This window comes from Pyxidicoccus sp. MSG2 (genome assembly GCF_026626705.1).
In the GTDB taxonomy this organism is placed as follows: domain Bacteria; phylum Myxococcota; class Myxococcia; order Myxococcales; family Myxococcaceae; genus Myxococcus.
In genome coordinates, this window is record NZ_JAPNKC010000001.1 from 9,427,342 (window position 1) to 9,444,522 (window position 17,181).

General features: G+C 73.1%; 12 protein-coding genes. 11 read left to right on the forward strand and 1 reads right to left on the reverse strand.

The features are described from left to right. Positions 1-30: 30 nt before the first annotated feature. Genes OV427_RS36900 through OV427_RS36920 form a run of 5 tightly spaced genes read left to right on the forward strand, consistent with a single transcriptional unit; the run spans position 31 to position 5,063 of the window. A complete protein-coding gene (locus OV427_RS36900) occupies positions 31-1,356 on the forward strand; it encodes an amidohydrolase family protein (RefSeq protein WP_267860918.1) in 1,326 nt (441 codons plus the stop codon). 5 nt (positions 1,357-1,361) lie between these two features. Continuing rightward, positions 1,362-2,351 (forward strand): class I SAM-dependent rRNA methyltransferase, encoded by a 990-nt coding sequence (locus tag OV427_RS36905; protein WP_267860919.1) that lies wholly within the window; start codon positions 1,362-1,364, stop codon positions 2,349-2,351. Positions 2,352-2,387: 36 nt separating this feature from the next. Then, positions 2,388-3,623, forward strand: a complete 1,236-nt coding sequence (locus OV427_RS36910) for a serine/threonine protein kinase (protein ID WP_267860920.1) — start codon at positions 2,388-2,390, stop codon at positions 3,621-3,623. 1 nt (position 3,624) lies between these two features. Then, the gene (gene truA, locus OV427_RS36915; RefSeq protein WP_267860921.1) at positions 3,625-4,422 is read left to right on the forward strand and encodes a tRNA pseudouridine(38-40) synthase TruA; all 798 of its coding nucleotides are present in this window, start codon (positions 3,625-3,627) and stop codon (positions 4,420-4,422) included. A gap of 20 nt (positions 4,423-4,442) precedes the next feature. Continuing rightward, positions 4,443-5,063 (forward strand): hypothetical protein, encoded by a 621-nt coding sequence (locus tag OV427_RS36920; RefSeq protein WP_267860922.1) that lies wholly within the window; start codon positions 4,443-4,445, stop codon positions 5,061-5,063. A gap of 57 nt (positions 5,064-5,120) precedes the next feature. Here OV427_RS36920 and OV427_RS36925 read toward each other — a convergent pair whose 3' ends face one another. Continuing rightward, complete coding sequence (locus OV427_RS36925; RefSeq protein WP_267860923.1) at positions 5,121-5,633, reverse strand: hypothetical protein; 513 nt, start codon at positions 5,631-5,633, stop codon at positions 5,121-5,123. Between the two features lie 197 nt (positions 5,634-5,830). Here OV427_RS36925 and OV427_RS36930 point away from each other — a divergent pair, with 197 nt between their 5' ends. The 6 genes from OV427_RS36930 (at position 5,831) to OV427_RS36955 (ending at position 16,984) form a co-directional block, all read left to right on the forward strand. Beyond that, on the forward strand, positions 5,831-7,048 hold the full coding sequence (locus OV427_RS36930; RefSeq protein WP_267860924.1) for a TolC family protein: 1,218 nt from the start codon (positions 5,831-5,833) through the stop codon (positions 7,046-7,048). Between the two features lie 11 nt (positions 7,049-7,059). Beyond that, positions 7,060-8,154, forward strand: coding sequence for an efflux RND transporter periplasmic adaptor subunit (locus OV427_RS36935; RefSeq protein ID WP_267860925.1), 1,095 nt, complete (start codon positions 7,060-7,062; stop codon positions 8,152-8,154). Continuing rightward, positions 8,151-11,264 carry an efflux RND transporter permease subunit gene (locus OV427_RS36940; protein WP_267860926.1) on the forward strand — a complete coding sequence of 1,038 codons (3,114 nt, stop codon included), beginning with the start codon at positions 8,151-8,153 and terminating at the stop codon, positions 11,262-11,264. Before OV427_RS36935 ends, OV427_RS36940 begins: the two co-directional genes overlap by 4 nt. Next, positions 11,261-11,944 (forward strand): response regulator transcription factor, encoded by a 684-nt coding sequence (locus tag OV427_RS36945; RefSeq protein ID WP_267860927.1) that lies wholly within the window; start codon positions 11,261-11,263, stop codon positions 11,942-11,944. The genes OV427_RS36940 and OV427_RS36945 overlap by 4 nt, the downstream gene beginning before the upstream one ends. Further along, a complete protein-coding gene (locus OV427_RS36950; RefSeq protein WP_267860928.1) occupies positions 11,941-13,332 on the forward strand; it encodes a sensor histidine kinase in 1,392 nt (463 codons plus the stop codon). Before OV427_RS36945 ends, OV427_RS36950 begins: the two co-directional genes overlap by 4 nt. A 226-nt stretch (positions 13,333-13,558) precedes the next feature. Continuing rightward, positions 13,559-16,984, forward strand: a complete 3,426-nt coding sequence (locus OV427_RS36955) for an Ig-like domain-containing protein (protein WP_267860929.1) — start codon at positions 13,559-13,561, stop codon at positions 16,982-16,984. Positions 16,985-17,181 lie beyond the last annotated feature (197 nt).

The window sequence follows — 17,181 nt, forward strand, 5'->3', positions numbered from 1 at the left end:
GCCGCCGCCCGTGGTAAGACAGGCCTGTTCATGGAAGGCCGCCTGCTGCTGAAGAACTGCGCCGTGTTCCGCGCGGATGGTCGCGTCCGCAACGGCATGGCCGTGGTGGTGGAAGGAAACACCATCCACCGCGTGGCTCCGGACGCCCAGGTGCCCGTGCTGCCCGGCGACTGGGAGGTGGCGTGCCGGGGACGGCTCGTCGCGCCCGGGCTGGTGGACTGCCACTCGCATCTCGTCAATGGCCAGTTGTTGCCGCCCACCGGGCCCTTCCTGCTGCTGTCGCCCGCCGAGCGGCTGGAGCGGATGCTGCGGGTGGCGCGGCTGCTGACGGACGAGGACGTGGAGGCGCTCACCCGCTTCGCCGCGGCCCGCGCGCTGCGCGACGGCGTCACGCTGGTGGTGGAGCACCTGTCCTGCCAGGACGTGGCCGGAGGGCTCGCCGCCCAGGCCCGCGCGGCGGAGGCACTGGGCCTGCGGCTGGTGACGAGCCACTCCACCCACAGCCTGGAGGGCGCCCCGCAGGCGGAGGCCTGGCTCCAGGCCAACGCGGACTTCGTGCGCGAGCGCCGGGAGCATCCGCTGGTGCGCGGGGCGCTCGGCTTCCATGCCTCGTACACGTGCGACCACGCGCTGCTCACCCGTGTGGCCCGGCTGAGCCGCGAGCTGGACGCGCCCACCGTCTTCCACCTCGCGGAGAGCGAGGACGACCTCACCATCACCTACGCCCGGCACAACCAGCGCGTGGTGCCCCGGCTGGACGCGCTGGGGCTGCTCAACGCGCGCGCCATCGCCGCCTACGCGCGCACCCTGGACAGCGCCGAGGCCGTGCGCCTGCAGAACAGCGGCGCCTTCGTGGCGCTCGCGCCCCGTGGCGTGCGCACGCTGGAGCGTGGCGGGGACCCGATGGAGGCGGTGCTGTCTCGCATGCACCTGGTGGGGCTGGGCACCGGCGGCCATGGCTCGCTCCAGGAGGAATTGCTGGCCGCGCTCGTGGGCGTGCTGCGCATCGCCCGCGCCGGGCGCCTGCCGGACGTGGACGGCTCCCTGGCCCACCTGCTCATCAACGGCCCGGCGGAGCTGTGCACGCGGCTGTTCGGGCTGCCGTCGGGCAACGTGGAGGAGGGGAGCATCGCGGACCTCGTCGTCTACGACTCCGTGCCCCCGGCGGACCCGGAGACGGGCTACTCGCCGCACCTGCTCGGGCAGATGTCGCGCGCGCCGGTGGCGTGGACGGTGGTGGACGGCCGCGTCCGCGTGCGCGAGGGCCAGTTGCTGGGCCTCGACTTCGTGGAGCTGGCCAGCGCCGCGACGGATGCGCTCCACCGGGTGTGGACGCGCGCACGGCTGGGCAGCTGAGGGGGATGGGCGCCGTGCCTTCCTCGCTGGTGGACACCCTGCGCGCCGCGCGTGACAGGCGGGGGCCGCTGCTGTCCGACGCGCGCACCACCGCCTTCCGCGTGCTCCATGGCGAGGCGGACGGCGTCCCCGAGGTGACGGCGGATGTCTTTGGCGGGGGGCTGTATGTCATCAGCCTCTACAGGGACTTCACGCCCGCCGAGGAGGAGGCGCTGCTCGACGCGGCGGTGGCCGCCTGGGCGCCGAGGAGCGTCTACCTCAAGCGCCGTCCCCGCGAGGCGCGCGTGCTGGCCAACGTGGCGAAGGAGTCGCTCGCGCCGGAAGTCCCCGCCCGGGGCGAGCCGGTGGAGTCCCTCACCGCGCTGGAGAATGGCCTGTCGTTCCTCATCCGCCCCGCGCAGGGGCTGTCGGTGGGGCTGTACCTGGACATGCGTGACACCCGCGCGTGGCTCCAGGAGCGGGCGCGCGGCCTCTCCGTGCTCAACCTCTTCGCGTACACGTGCGCCTTCGGCGTGGTGGCCTCCGCGAGCGGCGCGAAGCGGGCGCTCAACATCGACGCCAGCCGCCGCGTGCTGGAGTGGGGCGAGGAGAACGCGCGCCTCAACGGCCAGCCCGTGGACCGCTACGACTACGTGGCCGGGGACGTGTTCGACTGGCTCAAGCGCCTGGCGAAGAAGGGGGAGGCGTTCGACGTCGTCATTTCGGATCCCCCGTCCTTCTCCACCACCCGCACCGCGCGCTTCTCCGCCGCGCGCGACTACGCCCGGCTGGCGGACGCCGCCGCGCGCGTGGTGGCGCCCGGAGGCCGGCTGGTCGCCTGCTGCAACCACGCGGGCCTGCCCGCGCGCCGCTTCGAGACGATGGTGGCGGAGGGCGTGGCGCTCGCGGGACGGAAGGGGAAGGCGGTGGGCTCGCTCGGCCCCTCCGCGCTCGACTTCCCTTCCTTGCCCGGCGAGGAGCCAGCCCTGAAGGTCCACGTGGTGGAAGTTCGTTAGCGCCGCGGGGCCCGGCGCGGCTAAGGTCAGCGCGTCATGGCTCCCGTGGCCCAGCAGCAGCGCGACACCGCCCGCTTCGGCAGGTACCGGCTCATCGACCGCATTGCCGTGGGTGGCATGGCGGAGATCTTCCTCGCGCACCAGAAGCATGACGACGGCCACGAGTCGCCCGTCGTCATCAAGCGCATCCGCCCGCACCTGTCCAAGCACGCGGCCTTCGTGAAGATGTTCCTCAACGAGGCCCGGCTCGCCTCGCAGCTCAACCACCCCAACGTCGTCCAGATTCACGACCTGGGGAAGATTGCGGAGAGCTACTTCATCGCCATGGAGTACGTGGCCGGGCGCGACATGCGCCGGGTGGTGCCCAAGGCGGAGGCGCTCGGGATTCCCTTCCCGCTGGTGTACGCGGTGAAGATTGCCTCGCAGGTGTGCGCGGGGCTTCACCATGCGCACACGAAGGTGGACCTGTACGGCAACCCGCTCAACATCGTCCACCGGGACGTGTCGCCGGAGAATGTCGTCGTCGCGTTCGACGGCTCGGTGAAGATTCTCGACTTCGGCATCGCCAAGGCCGCCAACCAGGTGGAGCAGACGCGCACCGGCGAAATCAAGGGCAAGCTCAGCTACATGAGCCCGGAGCAGTGCCTGGGCAAGCCGCTGGACTGCCGCAGCGACATCTTCTCCCTGGGCGTCGTCCTCTACGAGTGGCTCACCGGCTTCAAGCTCTTCACCGGTGAGTCCGAGGTGGCGGTGATGCGCAGCATCACCGAGGGAAAAATCTATACGCCCTCGTACTTCCGGGAGGACCTGCCCGAGCGGCTGGAGCTCATCCTGATGAAGGCGCTGGAGCGCGACAGGGACAAGCGCTACCAGACGGCCGCGCAGATGCAGAAGGACCTGGACGCCTTCCTGGACGCGTACGAGTTCACCCCCACGCCGCTGCACCTGTCCAACTTCCTCAAGCAGCTTTTCGAGGAGGAGCTGCAGGAGGAGCAGCGGCGCATGCAGGTGCGTGCGGCGCAGGCGCCCACGTCGGAAGAGGCGCTGGAGTTGTCGGACGTGGTGGCCGCGCTCGACACGGTGAAGGGCGCGCCCGCGCCGGAGCCCGTCTCCCCGGAGGGCGCGAGCGACGACCACACGGAGCCGCGCATGCTGGCCGTGCCGCTCAGCCCCGCCGCGTACGAGGCGCTGGAGGCGGTGGCCCGCCGCAACGACGTCCCGGTGGGCCGGCTCGTGTCCGAGCTCCTCGAGTCCTGGCTGAAGTACCGCTGACATGCCCCGGCTGAAGCTGACGCTCGAGTACGAGGGGACGCGCTACGTGGGCTGGCAGGTGCAGCCCAATGGCCCGTCCGTGCAGGCGACGCTGGAGGACGGGCTGGCCCGGCTGCTGGGCGAGCGGGTGTCCGTGTTCTGCGCGGGGCGCACCGACTCGGGCGTCCACGCCACCGGGCAGGTGGCCAGCTTCGACACCGCGCGGGTGCTGCCGATGAAGGCGTACGTCATGGGCCTCAATGGCCTGCTGCCGGACGACCTCGCGGTGGTGTCCGCGGTGGAGGTGCCGGACGACTTCGACCCGCGCCGCTGGTCCCGGGGCAAGCGCTACCGGTACCGGCTGAGCAACCGCCGCACGCGCTCGCCGATGCGCCGGGCGACACACTGGGAGGTGTTCGCCGCGCTGGACGTGGAGGCCATGCGGCGCGCGGCGACGCACCTGCTGGGCCGGCACGACTACTCCGCCTTCCGGGCGGCGGACTGCCAGGCGAAGCACGCGATGCGCGAGATTCGGCGGCTGGCGGTGGAGGGCGAGGCCGGGGACGCGGTGTCCTTCGTGGTGGAGGGCACGGCCTTCCTCAAGCACATGGTGCGCAATCTGGTGGGGACGCTGGTGGAGGTGGGGAAGGGGAAAAGGCCCGAGGCGTGGGTGGCGGAGGTGCTGGCCTCGCGCAACCGGAAGCGGGCCGGGCCCACGGCGCCGCCGCAGGGGCTGGTGCTGGAGGAGGTCTTCTACGGGGATGGCCCGCCTCCTCGCACGCCGGGTAGCGCGGCGGACGCGGACGAGGACGAGGGCTGAACTGGGGTAGGCTGCCGGCCGTGAGCTCCAAGACGAGTGTCCTCGAACCGCTGCGCGTCCGCATCCGCCGCCTCCAGTTCATCATGGGGCTGGGGTTCATCGCGCTCATCGTTGGCCGGGGCCTCGGCTGGGTGCTCATCATGCGTCTGACGACGCGCATCCAGGAATTGCCCTTCGCCTTCCTGCAGATGCTGGCCGCGGTGGCGCTCGTGAATCTGTGGCTGCTCGTGGGGCTGCCGCTGCTCTGCTACGGCGCCGCGCGGGTGATTGAGCTGCGGCCGTGGACCACGGCGCTCGGGGCTTCCGCCACGGGCCTGGCCTTCATCCTGATGATCGACTTCGTCCAGGGCGGCGCGGATGCCCTGTGGGAGGGCGGTCTCTGGTCCGTGCTCAACGTGGTGACCTCCGCCGTGGGCGTGGTGCTCAGTGCCCGCGCCGTGGTGAAGGGCCGGGCCGCGGCGGCGCAGCAGGTCGGCAAGGCGCAGGCGAAGGCCCAGGAACGCAAGTCCGAGTACGACGAGTTCCTCCGCGCGGCCGAGGCGGGCGCGGCCCGGCTGGAGCAGCGTGAGGCCGAGGCGCAGCAGGCCCAGGCCACTGAGGTTGCACCCTCGCCGGACACGAGCAAGACGCCGGCCGCCTGAGCCGGCTTCAGCTCCCGGTGCGTCTGGCCGGGAGCCTTCCCTCCTCCCACTGCACGCTCACCCGGCGGTGATGCGCCCGGGGGCTTCGTTGGTGCCCGTCGTCGTATGGCACGAGGCGCAGGCCCCGGTGTTCTGGGGCGTGCTCATGGCGCGCTGGACTCCGGCCACGTTGATGCGGGCGGTGTAGGGGAACGTGAAGCCCTGGGCATCCCCGGCGCGGAGGAAGAAGTTGCCCGAGGCATTGGTCTGCAGCGTGTAGCTCTTCTGCTGGGCGTCGGTGATGACCACCTGGGCGCCTTCGACGCCGGCGCAGTCGTTCGCTTCGTGCGCGGTGGCATGGACGGTGCCCGCCACCACGAACCGGGGCCCCTCGCCCCGCTCGGTGTGACACTGGATACAGTCGCCTCCGGGGTGCATCAGAGGTGACTCGCTGTCCCCGCCCGTCCACTTCTTCCCGGTGGAGCACTCGGTGGTGCTCGTGGGCTCCAGGGTTCCTCCCTCACCACAGCCCGCGTGCAGGCTACCCAGGATGAAACACAAAACAGCAAACGACGGACGGCGATGGGACATGGAACTCCTCTTGAGAGGGATTGATGCAAAAGAAGGCGAGCGACGCCGTCTGTCAACATCAATCGCAGAGGTGTAGTCATTCCAATGGCTTGCGCTGACGCCGTTGCTCGCGGTGTTGGTGCGGTGTCTGCCATTTATGAGAATTCATTCAGAGATGTCTCAAACTCGCCTGGTGCGACACCGCTACGGTGCCCGCCATGGTGGTCGTCCTGACAGCCTTCCTGCTTGCCGCCTCGCCCGAGACGGCGCCCCTGAGCTTCGCGGAGGCGCTCGCGCTGGCGGAGCGCGCGCCCCTGCCCGACGCCGCCGCACGCGCGCTGGAGTCCAAGCGTGCCGCGGATGCGCGCATGTCCACGCTGGCCAACCCGCAGCTCGTCGTGGAGCCCGGCTGGCGGCGCTCGGAGGCCGCTGGCGGTGGACTGGACCTGCGCGTCGGCGTGGCGCAGCCCTTCAACCTCTCCGGCCACGGGGCCGCGCGCGCGGAGGCCGCGCGGCTGGAGACAGAAGCCCTCTGCGCGGAGGCCCGCGCGCTCCTGCTGGCCCGGCGGCTGTCGGTGGCCGAGGCCTGGCTCCTGCTGTGGGCCGCCGAGCAGGCCCATGCGCGGGCCGCCGAGGAGGTCCGGCTCGCGGGTGAGCTGCGACGGGCGGTGGAGTCCGCCGCGGCGCTCGGCGCGGCCACCGCGCTGGACGTGGCGGAGGCCACCACCTACGCGGCCGAGGCCCGGCTGGCGGAGCTGGACGCGCAGGGCCAGGTGGCCGAGCGTCGCGCCGCCTTCTCCCGTCAGGTGGGGGGCCGTGGGACATGGCCCGTCTCCGCCGCCGGCCCGCTGCCCGAGGTGGTGCTGCCGCCCGAGTCGCGGTGGCCGGAGCTGCAAGCGAGCGCGGCGCGGCTGCCGGCGGTGGTGGCGCGGCGGTTCCAGGCACGCGCAGAGCGCGCCCGGGCCGACGAGGTACGGGCCGCCAGGGGCGTCCAGCTCCAGCTCGGCGTCGCGGCCCTACGCGAGTACGACGGCGCGGTGGGCGGCGTGGCCACCGTGGGCGTGACGCCGCCTGTGTTCGACCGCGCCGAGCGCGAGCGCGGCACCCTGCTGGCCGGCGCCACGCGGCTGGAGGGTGAGGCCGCCGCCGACGCCGCCACCGCCGGGGCGGACCTGGCGCTCGCCCTCCACGAGGTGGAGCACTCGCACGAGGTGGCAGAGGTGCTTCGCGGCACGCTGCTGCCCGGCGCCGAGAAGGCCGCGAGCCTGGCGGAGCTGCTCTTCCGCGCGGGTGACGCCACCGTCCTCGAGGTGGTCCGCCTGCGCCGCGCGCTCGTCACCGCCCGCATCCGCCTGGGCCATGCGCAGGCCGGGGAGGCCCTGGCGCGCGTGCGGGCCCACTTCTTCGTCGACGCGCTCCGCGAGCCTGCTTCGTGAGGTTGCACACCATGAGATTCGTCTTGCTGCCCATCCTCCTGCTGCTGGGGGTGGCTCCTGGCTGCTCCACGCCACTGGAAGCCGGGGCCGACTCCGCACGGCCCGCGGCGCCGCGGCCGAGCTCCGCCTCTTCCTGGGTGCGTCCCCGTCCCGCGCGGGGAGTGCCGCTGGCGGAGGCGCCCGCCCGCGTGCTGCCGGCGCCCGGGGGCACGGCCGTCGTGGGCGTCCCCCTGCGCGCCACCGTGGCCCGCATCGCCATCCGCCCGGGCCAGCGGGTGAAGCAGGGCGAGGTGCTGTTGGAGGTCCGCATGCCGGAAGCCGTGGAGGCCGCGGGCCGCTTCCTGGCCGCGTCCCTGCGGCGCGACGCGTACTCGAAGCGGCGCGAGCAGCTCCTGGCGCTCCAGGCACAGGGCATGGCCCGGCTGGCGGAGCTGTCCGAAGCGGAGACGCAGGTCGCCGAGGCCCAGGCGGCCGCGCAGGCCGCGCTGGCGCTGCTCGCGGTGGCGGGGCTGGGCGCGGGGGACGCGGCCGCCCTGGCGCGCGGCGGCGCCGTGCCGCTGCGAAGCCCCGTGGCGGGCGTCGTCACCGAGGTGTCCGGGGAGCTGGGCGAGACGCGCGAGAGCGGTGGCGTGCCGTGGGTGCGGGTGGCGGGCGAGGGCGAGGCCCTGCTCGAGGCCCGCTTCACCCGAGGCCTTCCCGCGGAGGCCCGCTTCGAGCTGGCCCTTCCGGGCGAGGCGCCGCTGCCTCTGCGCGAGGTGGGCCGCTCGCCCGCCGTGGACGCCCGGGACGGCACCACCGCGGCCTGGTTCGCTCCCGAGCCCTCGCGCGTCCTGCCCGCGGGCCTCACCGGCACGGTGCGCGTGCGCGCGGACAGCCTGCCGGGCGTCTGGGTGGTGCCGTCGCGGGCGCTGCTGCTGGAGGCGGGGCGGGCCGAGTTGCTGGTGCGCGAGGCGGAGGGCTTCCGCCGCCAGCCGGTGGAGGTGGTGGTGACTTCCGGCGCGGACGCGCTGGTGCGGGGGGCCGGTGAGGCGGACGCGGTGGCCGCGGACGCGGAGGCCCTGCTCGCGGCCGCGAGCGTCGCCCCAGGCGAGGAGGAGACACGGTGATTGCCCGGCTCGTGGAGGCCAGTGTCCGGCACCGCGGCCTGGTGCTGTCGCTGACGGTGGTGCTCGCGCTGGTGGCGGGCGCGGTGGCATTCCGGCTGGAGCTGGACGCGCTGCCGGACATCACCACCAACCAGGTGCTCGTCCTCACGCGCGCCCCCGGGCTGACGCCCGAGGAGGTGGAGCGGCTCGTCTCGCGTCCCATCGAAGCGGCACTCAGCGGCATCCCCGGGCTCGTCGAGCACCGGAGCCTGTCGCGCTATGGCATCTCCTCCGTCACCGCCGTCTTCGAGGACGGGGTGGACCCGTACCGCGCGCGCCAGGGCGTGCAGGAGCGGCTCACCGGGCTGGCGTCCCGCCTGCCGCCGGGGGTGGAGGCGCCGGAGCTGGGGCCGCTCACCGGTGGCCTGGGCGAGGTCTTCCACTTCACGCTGGGCTCGCCGGAGCGCACGCCCGCTGAGCTGCGCGAGCTGGCGGAGCTGCGCGTGGCTCCGCTGCTGCGCGGCGTGCCGGGCGTGGTGGAGGTGAACAGCTGGGGCGGGCAGCAGCGCACGCTGGAGGTGCGGGCGGACCCGGTGAAGCTGGCCGCGCGCGGGCTGACGCTCGCGGACGTGCGCGAGGCGCTGGAGGGCGCGTCGGGCGCGGTGCCGGGGGCGAGCCTCGCGGCGGGAGACCGGCAGGTGCTGGTGCGCGCGGTGGCCCGGCCTCCAGGAGCCACCGAGCTGGGCGGCGCGGTGGTGCGCACGCCGGGCGGCGGCCACGTGCGGGTGGCGGACCTGGCGGACGTGGGGCCGGGCGCGCTGCCCCGCATCGGCACCGCCACCGCCAACGGCCGGGGTGAGACTGTCTACGTCATGGTGCAGATGCTCCGCGGCGCCAATGCGCTGGAGGTGGTGGAGGCCCTGCACGCGCGCATGGCGGACGTGGAGGCGGTGCTGCCCGCGGACGTCCGGGTGGACCTCGTCTATGACCGGGGCGTGCTGGTGCGCGGCACCCTGCGCACGGTGGCGAAGAACCTGGCCGAGGGCGGCCTGCTGGTGGTGCTGGTGCTGCTGGCCCTGCTGGGCCGCTTCCGGGCGGGGCTGCTGGTGGCCTCGGTGATTCCGCTGTCCATGCTGGGCGCGTCCGTGGGCATGGTGCTGCTGGGCATCCCCGGCAACCTGATGAGCCTGGGCGCCATCGACTTCGGCCTCCTGGTGGACGGCGCGGTGGTGATGGTGGAAGGCGTGTTCCACCACGTGGGGCACGCCCGGCAGCCCGTCCCGGAAGACGCGTGGCGGCGACGGCTGGGCGAGGTGATGGCGTCGATGTCCCGGCCCGTCTTCTTCTCCGTGCTCATCATCATGCTCGTCTACGTGCCGGTGCTGTCGCTCACCGGCGCGGACGGGAAGATGTTCCGGCCCATGGCGCTCACGGTGATGCTGGCGCTGGCCACCTCGCTGCTGCTGGCGCTCACCTTCATCCCCGCGGCGGCGAGCTGGGTGCTGCGGCCCCGGGACATCCCGGAGCGCGAGCCCTGGTTGGTGCGCGCGGTGGAGCGCGCCTACCGCCCGCTGCTGGAGCGGGCCCTGCGGCACCCGGCTCGGGTGGCCGGTGGCGCGGGGGCGCTGCTCGTCCTGGGCCTCGTCCTCTACATGCGGGCGGGCATCGAGTTCGTCCCCCAGCTGAACGAGGGAGACCTGGTGGTGCAGACGACGCGCGCGGGCGACCTCCGGCTGGAGGCGGCGGCGCGCGAGGCGGGACGGCTGGAGGCGGCGCTGCTGGGGCGCGTGCCGGAGGTGGTGCGGGTGGTGTCTCGCGTGGGCAGCCCCGCGGTGGCCACGGACATCATGGGCCTGGAGCAGGCGGACGTCTTCGTCACCCTGACGCCGCGCGAGCACTGGCGCCCGGGCCTGACGCCGGAGGCGCTGGTGGAAGACTTGCGGCGCGCGCTGGACGCTCACGCCCCCGGCGGCGAGCCCTCCTTCACCCAGCCCATCCAGATGCGCTTCAACGAGCTGCTGGGCGGCTCCGTCACCGACGTGGCGGTGAGTCTCTACGGAGAGGACCTGGGCACGCTGCGTGGACTGGCCGAGACGGTGGCGTCGCGGGTGGAGGGCGAGCCGGGCGCGGTGGACGTGCGCGTGCTCGCGCCGCCGGAGGTGTCGCTGCTGGAGGTGGAGCCCCGGCCGCTGGACGCGGCGCGCGCGGGCTTCTCCGTGCGGCAGGTGCTGGAGGCGGTGCAGGCGGTGCGCACCGGGCTGGAGGTGGGCGCCACCTACGACGGCGCGGTGCGGGTGCCCATCGTCCTCCGGCTCGGCGCGGACGCGGAGGCCTTCTCGCTGGAGGACCTGGCGCTGCCCACCGCCTCGGGCGGGCTGGTGCCGCTGTCACGCGTGGCGGACGTGCGCCTGACGGCGGCGCCCAGCCTGGTGAGCCGCCAGGACGGGCAGCGCCGGCTGGTGGTGGGCTTCAACGTGCGGGGCGCGGACCTGGGGACGGTGGTGGCCGGTGCGCGGGCGAGGGTGGAGCAAGGGCTGCGGCTGCCGGACGGCTACCGGCTCGTCTGGGGTGGCCAGTACGAGACCTTGACGGCGGCGGCGCGGCGGCTTTCGCTGGTGCTTCCCGCGGTGGGGGGCCTCATCGTGACGGTGCTCGTCGTGGCGTTCGGGCGGCTCCGGCCCGCCCTCATCATCTTCACCCACGTGCCCTTCGCGTGCGTGGGCGGCGTGCTCGCGCTGTCGCTGCGCGGCATGCCGGTGTCCATCTCCGCGGCCATCGGCTTCATCGCCCTGTCCGGCATCGCCGTGCTCAACGGCGTGGTGTGGGTGTCGCGGCTCCTGCAGCATGAGGCGGCGGGGATGTGGGTGCCGGAGGCGGTGCGGCTCACCGCCCGCGAGCGGCTCCGCCCGGTGCTGATGACGGCGCTGGTGGCGGCCCTGGGCTTCGTGCCCATGATGCTGGCGCGGGGCGTGGGGGCGGAGGTGCAGCGGCCCCTCGCCACGGTGGTGGTGGGCGGGTTGGTGACGTCCACGCTGCTCACCCTGGGCGTGCTGCCCTCGCTCTACCCCTGGCTGTCGCGGCGCCGGGTCCGGAGCGCGCTGCGGCTCGCCGCGCCGGAGGTCTCGACGTGAAGCTGCTGCTGGTGGAGGACGAGGAGCGCATGGCCCGGCTGCTGAGCCGCGGGCTGTCCGAGGCCGGCCACCACGTGGACGTGTGCGAGCGGGGCGAGGACGCGCTCCAGCAAGCGATGGACGTGGCGTACGACATCGTGCTGCTGGACTGGAACCTGCCGGACCTGGACGGGCTTGCGGTGTTGCGACGGTGGCGCGAGCGCGGGCTGCGCACGCCGGTGATGCTGCTCACCGCGCGCGGCACAGTGGGCGAGAAGGTGACGGGCCTGCGCGCTGGAGCGGACGACTACCTGGCCAAGCCCTTCGCCTTCGAGGAGCTGCTGGCCCGGCTGGAGGCGTTGCACCGCCGGGGGGACGCGGGCACGCCGCTGTGGCAGGTGGGGCCGCTGGTGCTGGACTCGCGCCGGCGGGTGCTGCGGCACGGCGACCAGGAGCAGCCGCTCACCGGGCGTGAGTTCGCGCTCTTCCTGGAGCTGGGTGGGCACGTGGGCGAGGTGCGGGCCCGCTCGGAGTTGCTGGCGAGCGTGTGGGGCGACACCTTCGACGGGCCGCCCAACATCGTGGACGTGTACGTGGGCTACCTGCGCGGAAAGCTGGAGCGGCTGGGGGCCTCGGGGGCGGTGTCCATCCAGGTGGTGCGCGGGGTGGGCTTCCGGCTGGTGGTGGGAGGCGGGAAGTGAAGCTGGCCACGCGGCTGTGGCTGCTGGGCGCGGCCGTGCCCGTGGTGGGCGTGGTGCTGGCGCTGGTGCTGGCGGGACAGCTCTACGAAATCTGGCTGGCGCGGGTGGTGGACCAGGCGCTGCTGTCACAGGCGGCGACGGAGGCCGTGAGCCTCTTCGACGGGCCCGGTGGTGAGCCGCACCTGCACCTGGAGCACTCGCCGCTGACGGACGTGGTGCGCGCCTTCGCCCCCGTGGCGGAGGTGTACGGCCCGGATGGGCGGCGCGTGCTGTCCTTTCCGTCTACGGAGTCCGCGGCCTTGGAGCGGCTCGTCCCACCGGCTGAAGACGCTCCGCCGCGCCTGGAGACGGTGCGCGAGGGGGATGTGCCGATGCGGCGGTTGACGGTGCGCGTGGTGTCGCCCGCGGGCGTGCCACACCTCCTGCGGCTGTCCACGTCGCTGGCCTGGCACGAGGCCGCGGTCCGCGCCTTCCAGGGCACCACCCTGGGGATGGCCGCGCTGCTGGGGCTCGTCTTCTTCGGACTGCAGACGTGGCAGGCGCGGTGGCTGGAGCGGCGGCTGAAGGAGCTGCGGGGCCTCATTGCCCGGCTGCGCGAGGGCGTGCTGTCCGGCGCGCCGTCGGAAGGCGCCACGCGGGACGAGGTGGCGGAGGTGGAGTCCGCGCTGCGCGAGGCCGCGGGCCGGCTGGGCGCCGCGCGCGAGGCCCAGGAGCAGCTCATCGCCAGGGCCGCGCACGAGCTGCGCACGCCGCTGGCCCTCATGCGCACGCACCTGGACCTGGCGCTGTGGAAGGAGCGCGACGCGGCCGAGCTGCGCGCGTCGCTGGAGGAGACGCGCCGCGAAGTGGAGCGCCTGTCCACGCTGGCGGGCAACCTGCTGGACCTGGCCTCCTTCGGCCGGGGGACGTGGGAAGTCGCGCGGGGAGACCTGGGCGTGGTGCTGGAGGACGCCTCGGCGGCGGCGCGCGCGCAGGCGGAGGAGCAGGGCGTCTGGGTGACGGTGGCGGCCCCGCGGCCCGCCATGTGCGCGTTCCATGTCAGCTCGGTGCGACAGGCGCTGGACAACCTGCTGGCCAACGCGCTGCGCTTCGCCCCGCGCGGCACCGAAATCACCCTGCGCGCCGAGCGGCGGGAGTCCCTCTGGCGCGTGTCCGTCAGGGACGTGGGGCCCGGCATCCCCGCCGCTCACCGCGAGAAGGTCTTCACCCCCTTCTATCGCCTCGAGTCCTCGGGCCCGGGCACTGGCCTGGGCCTGGCCGTGGTGGAGGAGGTGGCCCGACGCCACGGGGGCCGCGCCTACGTGGCGGAGACGCAGGGCCCCGGCGCCGAGCTGGTGATGGAGCTGCCCGACGCGGGGCCGGCGGCTGTCTCCCTCCACCATCCCTGAGCGCTGAAGCACCTCCGGGAGTTCGTCCCGCGCCGCCCCGGGTTCGTCCCTCGCCCGGGCACCTTCGTCACATTCCGCGCAGGCGGCTGACCCCTGTTGGTACTGAACACGCGTCATTCGCGTTTCAGAGGGGGTTCACCAAATGAAAGCCGTTACATCCATCCGGGGTGCCTTCGTTTCCGGCACCCTGCTCCTGGCCTCCTTGTCCGGATGCCAGGGAGAAGAAGTGTCTGTCCCCGAGTCGCGGCCGGAGAGTTCCCTGGCCACCACCACCCAAGCGCTCAACTGCGGTGCCAGCCTGGTGCCACTGATGACCAGCCCGTCACTGCCTTCCGGCAGCGTGACGCGCTCGGGAGTCCTGGGCTCGAGCTACGAGGCCTGGCTGGCCTTCGACAGCAACGACGCGGCGCCGTCCATGTGGCTCTCGCAGGTGGGGGTGACGCCCGCCTGGATTGGCTACGAGTGGGCGGATGGCGCGAAGCGCGTCACCCACTACGCCATCCGGTTCGTGAACGGCTCGCTCACCTCGCGCGCGCCCAGGACCTGGACGTTCCAGGGCTGGAATGGCTCTGCCTGGGTCGTCCTGGATACGCGCGGCAACGAGGCCGGCTGGGCCGCTGTCGAGCGACGTGAGTACACCGTGGCCACGCCGGGCACCTACTCCAAGTACCGCCTCCATGTGACGGACGACAACGACAGCCGCAGCACCGGCATCGAGACGGTCTCCATCGGCAAGCTCGAGCTCTTCCGGTGCCCCGAGGACACCCAGCCGCCCGCCCCCCCGGTGCTGACGGGCTTCGCGCCGGCCTCGCCGTCCAACAACACGCAGCCCGTACTGTCCGGCACCGCCGAGGCGGGCGCCACCGTGCACATCTTCGCGGGGGTGTCCTGCGGGGGCCCCCAGGTGGCCTCCTTGACGGCGAACGCGAGCGGGGCCTTTTCGTCGACCCGCTCCGTGACGCCCAACGCGACGACCACCTTCACGGCCATGGCGATCGACGCGGCGGGCAACGTGTCTGGCTGCTCGGCGGCGCTCAGCTACCTGCATGATGGGCTGGCGCCCTCCGCGCCGTCGCTGACGGGCTTCACTCCGGCCTCGCCCTCCAACAACACCCAGCCGGTGCTGGCCGGCACGGCGGAGGCGAACTCCACCGTGCGCATCTTCTCCGGCGGCGCCTGCGCGGGCACGGCGGTGGCGACGGTGACAGTCGCGGCCAACGGCAGCTTCTCGTCCACGCGCTCGGTGGCCCTGAACACCACGTCCACCTTCACCGCCACGTCCACGGATGCCGCGGGCAACGTGTCCGTGTGCTCGGCGGCGCTCGGCTACCTGCATGACAACGTCGCGCCCGCGGTGCCCTCGCTGACGGGCTTCACCCCGGCCTCGCCGTCCACCAGCACCCAGCCCGTTCTCGCGGGCACCGCCGAGGCGGGCGCCCGGGTGCGCATCTTCTCGGGCACGGCCTGTGGGGGCACGGCGCTGGTCACCGTGACGGCCTCGTCGGACGGCTCCTTCTCGACGACGCGCACGGTGACGGCCAACACCACGTCCACCTTCACCGCCAACGCGCTGGATGCCGCCGGCAATGCGTCCGCGTGCTCGGCGAGCATCAGCTACCGGCATGACTCCATTGCGCCCCCGGCACCGACGCTGACGGGCTTCACTCCGGCCTCGCCCGGGGTGTCCCTGACGCCGCAGTTGCGCGGCACCGCCGAGAAGAGCGCGTCCATCCAGGTCTTCCGTGGCAGCGGGTGCCCGGCGCCCGTGGTGACCACCACCACGGCGGACGCCTCGACGGGCGCTTTCACCGCCTCGCTGACCGTGACGGCCAACACGTCGACGGGCTTCTCCGCCCGTGCGGTGGACGCGGTGGGCAATGTCTCCAGCTGCTCCATCGTCGCCACCTACGTGCACGACACGGTGGCGCCGCTGCCGCCGACCTTCCTCTCGGGCTACATCCCGCTCGACGCGCCTCCCGTCGCCGGGCAGGTGCGTGCCCAGACGGAGCCGCGAGGGCAGGTGGCCGTGTTCACCGATGCGGCCTGCACCCTGGCGGCGTCTCCAGCCGGCGTGGCACCGGCGGACGGGAGTGGCTTCGCGCTGCTGTCCCTGTCGCAGCCGCAGCTCACGACGCCGATGTTCGCGGTGGCCGTCGACGGCGCGGGCAACCGCTCCACGTGCGTGTCCTTCCAGGCGGGCTGCCCCGTGGGCTTCGCGGACTGTGACGGCAACCCGGCCAACGGCTGCGAGGCCGACCTGATGACCGACGAGCTGAACTGCGGCGTGTGTGGAACGACGTGCGGCGGGGCGCCTTCCGCCAGCGCCGTGTGCGGCGCGGGCACCTGCGGCCTGGGCTGCGTGGTGGGCACTTTCGACTGCGACGGCCTGGAGGCCAATGGCTGCGAGTCCACCACCGCCTGCGGCCCGGCGGTCTGCCAGGTGGACCCGTTCGAGGAACTGCTCATCACCGACCTGTCCGTGGTGGAGGACCCGGTGCGCACCACCGGCTCCGGCGCGTGGACGTTTGGCGCGCTGATGCGGGCGATGAACGGCGGGAGGGACCCGTCCGAGCTGGTGCGCAACTGGCTGAAGACCTGGCAGCAGGACCAGTTCATCGGCGCCACCTTCGTGCCGGCCCGCCCCCAAATCGGGCCCGTGGTGCTGAACTCGTGGGAGGCGCTCAGTGGTGGCCCCACCGCGCCGCTGAACTTCAACTTCGCGCCGTTCCGGCTGCTGGCCATCGTCAACCGCATGGACCTGCGGCGCGAGGGTGAGCACGCGGGCGAGGGGCGCTTCGTGTTCGGCGTGACGGACCCGAGCGGCAACCCGATGCCCTTCACGGTCATCCTCGAATACACGCTGCCCGGTGGAAACCCCGAGGAGTTCCAGCGCTGGGCTCGTGACTGGCACGAGCTGGGCCGGCTCGGGCTGACCCATCCGAACTACAACGCGAAGCTCCAGGCGCTGACGGACCGCTTCACGAAGTCCTTCGTGGCGTCAGGACGCTTCATGGGCAGCGCCATCAGCCAGGTGCGCACCAACGAGAACACGCTGGACCCGGAGTGGGAGCTGCGCGAGTTCCACTTCGGGCCCGAGGGACTGGCCCCGGCGCACGTGGCACTCACGCCTCTCTTCTTCATGAACGGCTCGTCGCTGGTGGCGGACTACATCAACCAGAACCAGTCCTCCATCCTCACGGAGACGCACGTGGTGCCCGAGTTCTTCCAGGGGCAGCCCTTCCTCTGGGGCTCGGCGCTCACCCCGTTCAACTTCTTCTGGAACGCTCCCGGGGTGGACCCAGAGGCGCGACACAAGTTCTCGCTCAACACCTGCAATGGGTGCCACGCGGGAGAGACGCAGACCTTCTTCCTCCACGTCGGCTTCCGCCCCCAGGGCTCGCCCGCCTTCCTCTCGCCGTTCCTGGTTGCCAATGCACCCACGCCGGACCCCGTCACCGGGCAACCTCGCGTGTTCAACGACCTGGGCCGGCGTGGGCAGGACCTGAACGCCCTGGTGTGTGGCGTGCCCGCGTCCCTGACGGCGTCGAAGGACCAGGTCGGCGAGTCGCTCCTCGCACCCGCACGGTGGAACAGCGCCGCCGTTCCCGGCTTCCCGGTCCGCTCCAACCTGCCGGCCGGCCGCGTCCACTGACGGGGGACTGAGCGTGCGGCACGCCTGGAGCTTCGGGCGTGCCGCACCGGGCGTTCATGCGCATCCGTCCGGACGTGGACTGCGGCGTCATCCCGTCGGGCAGCCGATGCCCGGAGGAGGCTCCATCCGATATCCTCCAGCCGGTTGGACGTTGCAGTCGCACCCACCGAACGGAAGAGAGAGGCACCGCGGATGCG

Bases quoted from the DNA above. Each gene is read 5' to 3' on its own strand.
- OV427_RS36900 (WP_267860918.1), top strand. From the start codon at position 31: ATGGAAGGCCGCCTGCTGCTGAAGAACTGCGCCGTGTTCCGCGCGGAT.
- OV427_RS36905 (WP_267860919.1), top strand. From the start codon at position 1,362: ATGGGCGCCGTGCCTTCCTCGCTGGTGGACACCCTGCGCGCCGCGCGT.
- OV427_RS36910 (WP_267860920.1), top strand. From the start codon at position 2,388: ATGGCTCCCGTGGCCCAGCAGCAGCGCGACACCGCCCGCTTCGGCAGG.
- truA (WP_267860921.1), top strand. From the start codon at position 3,625: ATGCCCCGGCTGAAGCTGACGCTCGAGTACGAGGGGACGCGCTACGTG.
- OV427_RS36925 (WP_267860923.1), bottom strand. From the start codon at position 5,633: ATGTCCCATCGCCGTCCGTCGTTTGCTGTTTTGTGTTTCATCCTGGGT.
- OV427_RS36930 (WP_267860924.1), top strand. From the start codon at position 5,831: ATGGTGGTCGTCCTGACAGCCTTCCTGCTTGCCGCCTCGCCCGAGACG.
- OV427_RS36935 (WP_267860925.1), top strand. From the start codon at position 7,060: ATGAGATTCGTCTTGCTGCCCATCCTCCTGCTGCTGGGGGTGGCTCCT.